The organism is Nocardia sp. NPDC049737 (assembly GCF_040674755.1).
Taxonomy (GTDB): domain Bacteria; phylum Actinomycetota; class Actinomycetes; order Mycobacteriales; family Mycobacteriaceae; genus Nocardia.
In genome coordinates this window covers 65,829-73,560 of the sequence record NZ_JBFANH010000037.1, presented here as the reverse complement: position 1 = coordinate 73,560, position 7,732 = coordinate 65,829, and the positions used below count along the sequence as shown (strand labels likewise).

At 65.0% G+C, this 7,732-nt stretch carries 7 protein-coding genes; 5 read left to right on the top strand and 2 right to left on the bottom strand.

Translation table 11 applies throughout. The annotated features are described in order from the left end of the window. Nucleotides 1-145 precede the first annotated feature (145 nt). From AB0J47_RS36070 to AB0J47_RS36050, 5 genes are all read left to right on the top strand, one after another. Nucleotides 146-997: a TIGR02569 family protein gene (locus AB0J47_RS36070; protein WP_364356906.1), complete on the top strand. Its 852-nt coding sequence runs from the start codon at nt 146-148 to the stop codon at nt 995-997. Between the two features lie 296 nt (nt 998-1,293). Beyond that, nucleotides 1,294-3,138 (top strand): SCO2524 family protein, encoded by a 1,845-nt coding sequence (locus AB0J47_RS36065; protein WP_364356903.1) that lies wholly within the window; start codon nt 1,294-1,296, stop codon nt 3,136-3,138. Nucleotides 3,139-3,141: 3 nt separating this feature from the next. After that, on the top strand, nt 3,142-4,056 hold the full coding sequence (locus AB0J47_RS36060) for an SCO2523 family variant P-loop protein (protein ID WP_364356900.1): 915 nt from the start codon (nt 3,142-3,144) through the stop codon (nt 4,054-4,056). Between the two features lie 47 nt (nt 4,057-4,103). Then, nucleotides 4,104-5,120 carry an SCO2522 family protein gene (locus tag AB0J47_RS36055; RefSeq protein ID WP_364356897.1) on the top strand — a complete coding sequence of 339 codons (1,017 nt, stop codon included), beginning with the start codon at nt 4,104-4,106 and terminating at the stop codon, nt 5,118-5,120. 1 nt (nt 5,121) lies between these two features. Beyond that, nucleotides 5,122-6,228, top strand: coding sequence for an SCO2521 family protein (locus AB0J47_RS36050; protein WP_364356894.1), 1,107 nt, complete (start codon nt 5,122-5,124; stop codon nt 6,226-6,228). A 14-nt stretch (nt 6,229-6,242) separates the two neighbouring features. Here the strand turns inward: AB0J47_RS36050 and AB0J47_RS36045 are convergent, their stop codons facing one another. Together AB0J47_RS36045 and AB0J47_RS36040 are read right to left on the bottom strand one after the other, a co-directional pair. Beyond that, nucleotides 6,243-7,085 (bottom strand): hypothetical protein, encoded by an 843-nt coding sequence (locus AB0J47_RS36045; protein ID WP_364356891.1) that lies wholly within the window; start codon nt 7,083-7,085, stop codon nt 6,243-6,245. 67 nt (nt 7,086-7,152) lie between these two features. Then, entirely contained in the window at nt 7,153-7,692 is a 540-nt protein-coding gene (locus AB0J47_RS36040) for a GNAT family N-acetyltransferase (protein WP_364356888.1), read from the bottom strand. Nucleotides 7,693-7,732 lie beyond the last annotated feature (40 nt).

Below are 7,732 nucleotides of genomic sequence, written 5' to 3'. Positions count from 1 at the left end.
AGCGCATGCGACGAAGTCGCGAGTCTCGACGGCTCGGACGCGAGACACCAGGGGGCCGCGAACCCGCCGCGCCGCAGGCGCGGCCAAAGACAGAGCCCACGGCGCGCCGCAGGCGTGCCAAATTCAACACAGGTACCGTACGGCCGTGACTTCTGTGGAACCCCCCGAGCACGTGCGCGCCACGTTCGGACTGCGCGAAGTGACCCCGGTTTCGCTGGGAGACTGGGATGGCGGCTGGCGGCTCGGCGACGTGGTGCTGAGCCCGATCGCCGATCACGCCAGGGCGGCGTGGTCGGCGAAGGTCCGTGAAACCCTGAAGGTGGACGGTCTACGCCTGGCTCGCCCCGTGCGCGCCACCGACGGCCGCTACGTGGTATCCGGTTGGCGCGCGGATACCTATCTGGAGGGTGTGCCCGAGCCACGCTATGACGAGGTCGTCTCGGTATCGCTGCGGCTACACAAGGCCACGGCGCAGTTGGAACGACCACGGTTCTTGGTCCAGCCGCCGGTCGCACCCTGGGTCGATGTCGATGTTTTCGTCGCCGCCGATCGTGCCGCTTGGGAGGCGGTGCCGCTGCGAAGCCTGCGCGCCGGTGGCATCACTCCGGCAACTTCTCCCGACGGCCTGCGCAGCATGGAACTGATCGGCCAACTGGCTACCCTGCGCAAGCCGGTCCAAACCCCTGCGCAATTGGTGCACGGAGACCTGTTCGGCACGGTACTTTTCGCCGGAGTCTTCACCCCCGGCCTCACCGACATCACCCCGTACTGGCGCCCGGCAGCCTGGGCTGCCGGTGTCATTGTCATCGACGCACTCGCCTGGGGCGGCGCCGACGACGGCCTTCTCGACCGCTGGTCCGATTTACCCGAGTGGCCGCAGATGTTGTTGCGCGCGGTCATGTTTCGGCTTGCTGTACATGCGCTGCACCCGCGCTCGACCCCCGAAGCGTTTCCGGGGTTGGCGCGGACTGCGGATATGGTTCGTCTGATGCTCTGAGTTTCGTCTCAACCGCGCGACCGCCCTGTTACTCGATCTGCGTCGTGTGCCGCATCGGCTGCTTTATGCTCGGACGACCGCCATCAGGTGGCGATTGCTTTACCTGCTTTGCGGGCTATCGGATGCTGTGTGGTTGCCCGTGCTCGGACGGCTTTGCGACCGATTCAGGTGATGCCGGAATGGAACCGGATCGGACTCTCGTGGAGCCAGCGTAAGCGTTGTGCCCGTGCTAATTTGACGTTCGTGGACGCGGTGAGGAGCGGCGCGCCTGCGACTTGGGGTGAGGACGGCGGCAGGTGAGAATCCAACCGAGACAACAGATTCTGGATGTGTGGCGCGCCATGCTCGCCGCGTGCTGGGATGGTGAGGAGTGGCGCTGGGGCGGTCGGATGGAGGCCAACTCTATCAGCGATTCCGAACAGTTGCTCTGCCTGCTGTATCCGGCTACCGAGATAGATATCTTCGCACTGGACAATCCGGATCGCATGGAGGACGACGTCAGTTCTGTCCTCGAACCGCTCGGTGGTCCGAAGCAGATCGGCAGCTTCGTTGTGTGGCTGCTCGAGCGTTATATCGAGCAGAACACCCGTGACGACGGGCAGCCGAATTTCTCCGCGGGCAGTTATTTGCGCTCCGCCGATGAGCGCGAACCCAATGCGGCACAGCGCGGCATCGAGGTCGTCGACTCGTATTCGATGTCGCTGACTGTCTGTATGGCGGGCTTGCGCTTCCTGCGCGCCTTCCGCGGTTGGGCGCGACCCGGGGAGCTGACAGAGCGGATCGATTATCTCTCCGGTCAGCTCAGTGCGCGGCTCACCGCGGCGATGACCGGACTGGTCCGCAGCTTCGTCGTCAATACCGTTAAGCCGAAATCGCGTGAGGGACAGGCGATTCTGGGAATGCTGAACCAGACCGGCGAACCCGAGCAGGCCATGGTCGACGGTGTGCGGCGCAGTCTGGAACGGGTGCGGGCGCGGTTGCGCAGCGATGTCACCCTGGGCCAGGAGAAATCGGTCAAGGAGCTCGAGGACGAGAATCTGCTGTTCGAATGCGGGTGGAGTTGGGGGATTGCCAGCGACGCTACCGAGGTCGACTTCGTCGAGGCGCAGATCGCGAGTGAGAAGGGGATCGCCGATCCGCGCCCGTACCTCTATTTCACGGTCGTCGCACTGGACGGCATCAACGACCTGGTCTCCCCGCGCACCGGTGAGCTCGGTCTGCTCGACGAGAAACAGCATCGGCTGGCCCAGGCCTTGCGCACCCGATGGGAGCTGACCCAGCGCTATTGGTCGACGGTCGCGCGCTTCGGCTCCGGCAGTTGGCCACTGGAGGATATTCCGTGGCGTACCTCCGACGACGAGCAGTCGGACTACTTCAGTCTCATCGTCTCTGCGGTACTGATCCAGGATCTGGTCGCGCGCACCGCATCCGATGACGACTTGACAAGGGCCGTGGCCATTTTCGACGAATTGGCCGGCCGGGGCAGGATCATTCGCCGGACCATGCGCGAGGACCCCGCGGTCGCGCTGCACACTCCGGGCGTGCGACTGACCCTGCGGGGCAGTGAGGGCATCGATGACGGACCGACGCTGCAGTGGGAGGTTTCGGACTTCTCGGCGGTGCTGCTCAAGCGAATGCTGCAGGCGGCCAGGCTGTCCAACAATGTCGCGGCCCGTGACAAGCTGATGGAATTGGCCAGATCGGTGATGGAGCATCTGGATCGGCGCATGCTACGGGCCGGAGCGCCCGGACTATGGGACGATCCGGCGGGCGCGTTCGGCGAGAACGGTGATGCCGAGGTCACAAAGCCGTCGTGGTACATGACCGAACGAGTCATCGAATGCCTGGTGGCCGCGGACCGGACCTATCGTGAACCGCCGCCCAACTGGCCGGATCTGCAGGACGTCGCACGGGTCATGCTGAATACCGCCGAGCATCGGTTCGATCAGGAAATGCTCGGTGTGAGCATCGATGACACCTCGGGAAATCGGGCCGCGCTCGATCGCGTGGAGGACCATATCGACCAGGCGAGGCGCTTGGTGCGCGAGGATTCCGCGACCACCTTTGTGCACGCCCTCGACGCCCTGCGGGAACTGGACCGACTGGCCGCCGCCCGCCGCGATGCGACAAGGAACCCCTAGCGCATGATCGTGTTCGCGACCTCCGACAAGGGCGGCACCGGCCGCTCGGTGACCAGCTGCAATCTCGCGTATCGGATGTGTGTGCGGGGTAAGCGGGTCGCCTATCTGGATTTCGATTTCGGTTCCCCGACCGCGGGTGCGCTTTTCGAGATCAGTGGTGCGGAGCGCGGCATCTCCAGCGGCGACGGGCTGCATTCCTATTTGCTCGGTAGGGCAGGTGTCGCGACGCGAATCGATGTGCGCGACAACACCGATCGACGCGAACTACGTAAGATGCGCACGCGCACCGGCAAACTGTTCCTGTTGCCCGGCGATGCCGGTGGCGCGGAATTCACCAAAATCGAGGACCGCACCCTCGACAACTGTGCCAAGCTGCTGCTCGAGCTCGATCAGGACTTCGACGTCTGCATTGTCGATCTCAGCGCGGGGCGCTCGGTGGCGATGGAAATCGCGCTCAAGGCAACGGCCTTGCCGCAGCTGGCTGCGCGAACGGTGCGCTGGTTGGTATTTCATCGTTGGACCCGTCAGCACATCATCGCCGCACACGGTCTGGTACGCGGCCGGTACGGACTGCTCGATTGCGGCGCGGGCGCGGGCCACGATCCCGAGATACTGCTGGACAACATCCGGTACGTGCGCACCGCGGTGCCGCAATTGAACGAGGCGACCGAATCCCCTGGGCCGCAGGCGGCCTGGTTGCATCAACAGGACTCCATGTTGAAACGGCTGGCATCGACGAACAAGGTCGGTGCGAGCGCGATGCTCGGCGAGACCCCGGTCGAGCCGGTATTGCAATGGCGCGAACAGCTGATTCTGGATATCGACGTGCAGAAGGAAATTGCCAACAAGGCAACCGTCGAGGCCTTCGACACGCTCGCCGATCGCGTGCTCGATCCAGCCACCTGGCGCCGAATCTGAATCGACCGAACTCGAGAACACCATCGGAGGAAAGGGATTTCGAGCACATGGAGCATGCCGCAGGCTACAGCGAGGCCACCGAGCACCCGCGCGTCGCCAAGGTGCCGCTTTCCCATGTGTCGATCGAGGTCGGACACTTCTATATGCACGATCTGGCCAATGGTGAGGAGAAGATTCGCGCGCAGTTTCGTCGGATAGTGCCGCTCGTTACGGCATTCACCGAGGCCACGAAAATCGAATTCGGGCCACGTGCCCGGGTGAGCACCTGCTTTCTGGTCGACGACTATTTCCGATCCGATACCAATCCCGGGGAAATCCTCGACAAATTGCTGCGCAATGCCGACGAATGTGGTTTGACCATCGACTATTTGGCGCGCGAGGCGGGCTGCTGGGAGGTGCCGGCCGCCGAATACGGCGCGGTGAGCGCGCCGCGTATCGAACTGGCCGAGTTGGTCCGGGCCCGTATCGTGGCCGAACCGCCCGAGGGTGCGAACGGCCGCAGGCCACCCACCGCGGAATCCGGCTGGCTGTGCAATGGGCGACGCGCATCCGATGATCCCTCGGAGCAGGCCATGCACGACGAACCGTACGAACCGGCCGAGGAGTTCGGGCGGCGCGAGCATTCGATTTTTCTCGATGTCGAAATGTGGAGTAAGCAGTCCCGAAAGGTGAACGGACGCAAGGAAGTCTTCACCAAATGGTCCTGCCCGTATCTGGCCGCCATCTGGCAGTTGCTGCGAATGGGCATGCTGCGTTTCGACGGTATGCCGGTGGTCGAGCCGCAGTTGTGGGAGCCGGATATGCCATGGCCCGGCAGTTGGTGGGAGATGCCCGCGGTGGTCCAGCTGAATCCGCGGGCCAAACCATTTGCCGCATATCGGTCACTTTCGCTGCTGCCGCAGCGATATCTGGGTATCGAGCACGCGGTGCGGGTAATACTCGATCACATCCAACTCGACGACGAAGTGGTCGATCAGATCGTCGCCAGGGGCCATGAGGAGGGAATCGACGTATCGCGCAAGGTGACCGAACGCCTCACCCACTTCCTGCTGGACGGATCCTGACGTGAACGAACCGAACGATGCGGCCGCGCGCCGCATGCGCGCGGCCCGCTCGACGCCGCACCTGCGGCAGCTGCGCCGCGGCCGAGCCGTGCGCCTGCTGGTGCGTGCCGGTGCGGCACAGGCCAGGACTCCCGTCGGCCCGCTCATCGTGTTCGGTGAGGTGGACACCTGCCTGCTGCCCGCGGCGACGCCGCTGTCGCGCGGTGATCTCGAGGAACTGCTCGAATTGGTGCCGGGCCGTCCGATGCTGTGGCGGGAGCGGCCGATGTCGCTCGCGGTTTCGCCCACCACCGCCGAGGGGGTGGATTGCCGGTTGGCGGCGCCGTCGCATACCGATGTGCGGGCGATCGGCACGGTGGCGACGCATGCGGTTGTGGTCGGTGGGCGAGTATTGCAGAGTTCGGCACGGACCAGGGTCGTTCGAGCCGCGGGCGATCAGCGCCGGACGTGGTCGCACTATTTGAGCCAGGTCGGCGTATCCGAGGTGATCACCAAGGTCACTCCGGAAACCGGCGCCCGGCTGGCGGAAGGCTTCCTGGCCGCGGGGCCGCCGCCGGGGGGCACCCTCGATCTCGCGTCGATCGCCAATCGGCTGCTCGGCCGCATCCGGATGGATCATCGCCTGGACCAGAACACGCCGGTGCAATCGGGGGCGACCAGGTTGCGCTGGGCGGCGCGGATCGGCGATCCGGCGCAGCCGGTGGTGTGGTTCCGGTTGCAGAACGATACGGTGCGCACCGCGCTGATCACCGTGCGCACCGAGGCGGAACTGGCCGACGTGCAGCGGTTCTGTGAGGATCTCGCGGTGCACGATTGGCTGCTGTCGGTCACCGCCGCGGCGCTGGAGCAGTCCGATCTGTTCGCACCGGGCAGTCCGGAGTCGGTGGCGGTGCTGGCCCCGGTGCTGCACCACCTGGCACATCTGTGGGTCCCCGGCGTGCATACACCACCGGCGCTGCGTGGACTGTGGACGCAGCTGAACACCGATCCGGATTTCACCGCGGGACGGCGGGCCTTGATCGATCAGCTGCACAATCGGGTGCTGGTGGCGACACTGGATGCGGTGCGCCACACCAGGATCGGCACCGAGGACTACAGCGCGGACTAGCCGCCGCGGCGGCATCAGATCCGGAACCATCGCCGGACCAGCAGCGCGAAGAACAGCGAGTTGAGCACGAGTCCGGCGTAGGCCTCGATGACCAGGAGTGTCCGTCCGGCGCCCCTGATGTCCTCGAGATCGCCGAGACCGAGTGGATTCAGGTAGTTGATCAGGCACATGTGCAGCGCGGTCGGGATGGGCTGGCCGTCGGTGGTCCACAGTACGAAGGTGCCGATGAGTAGCACGGCGGCGATCCAGCCGAGCAGCCGGAACGGCCGAAAGCCATAGCCGCACAGCACTTCCAGGGTCCAATGCGGGATCCGCTTCCAGACCGGGTCGACGGCGCGGCAGCGCGCCTGCGCCAAGGCGTGCCCGCAGCGGTCCTGCGCGTCGAAGTCCTCCTCGACCCGGTGCAGTCCAACCCCGCGTTTGAAGGCCAGTACGGCATGTTGGGGCAGGTCGGCGCCGACCAGCGCGCGGCCGAGATGCTCATAGATCTCGGCGATCCGGATGTTCTGGGTGCGACTCAGCCGTCGTGGTCCGCGGAATTCGACCTCGGCTGCGAGCAGCGCCGTCAGGGCGCGCAGCGCTCCGTCGCCGTCCGCGGCGGGTTCCTGCGCCGCCGCGTAGATATGGGAGAAGACCAGGCTGTCACCGGGCTGAGAGATCTTCACCGGGTCGTAGTCGAGCTCCAATGTCTCGACGTGGGTGTTGAAGGAGTCGAGGAGCCGCTGTTCGGATCCGGCTCCGGCCTGTTGGAAGTATTCGGCGATCTCACCGGCGTACCGGTCGGCGTGTCGATCGATCAGCATGGTCATCGAATTGACCGCAGCTGGTAGTTGGGATAGGCCCGCGTATTCGGTCATCGTGTATTCCCCCGGGAGCAGCCGTCGCCTTCGACGTGATATCCACCATACCAACGTGATTCGACTATCAATCTGGTGCGCGACCCCCCTTGAGCCACCGCTTGTCGTTCGGTCCGGGGAATTGCGAGGTGGTCGGCCAATGATCGATGCGGTGCACCAGCACATCTCGCGGTTCGTTCGCGCCGAAATAGCGCTGTTCATGTCCGGCCCAACGGAATCCGGCGTTCTTGTACAGCTTGACTGTGCGCTGGTCGGTAGGTCGCACCGTGAGGTACACCGAATCCGCCTGTGCGGTGCGGCAACTCGTCACCGCCCGATCCAGCAGAGCGCGGCCGAGGCCGCGGTTGCGGTAGTTCGGTGCGACCGCGAGACCCATTACCCAGCCGCGTCGGCGGGTGCCGACGCCGACGAGTGCGTAGCCGCGCACTCTGCCGCCGATTTCGGCCACCACCCAATCGGGTCCGTGCAGGTCGAACAGTTGCCGCAGCGTCACATATGGGTAGCACAGATCGCCGAAGTGCTCCCGCTCCAGCGCGGCGATATCGTCGAGATCGGCCAATCGCGCGGTCCGGAACACCGGTTCCCCCGCCCCCTCGGATTTGTCCAATGCTCACTCTCCCGGTGTGAGTCTGCTTTCCAGCGTAAAG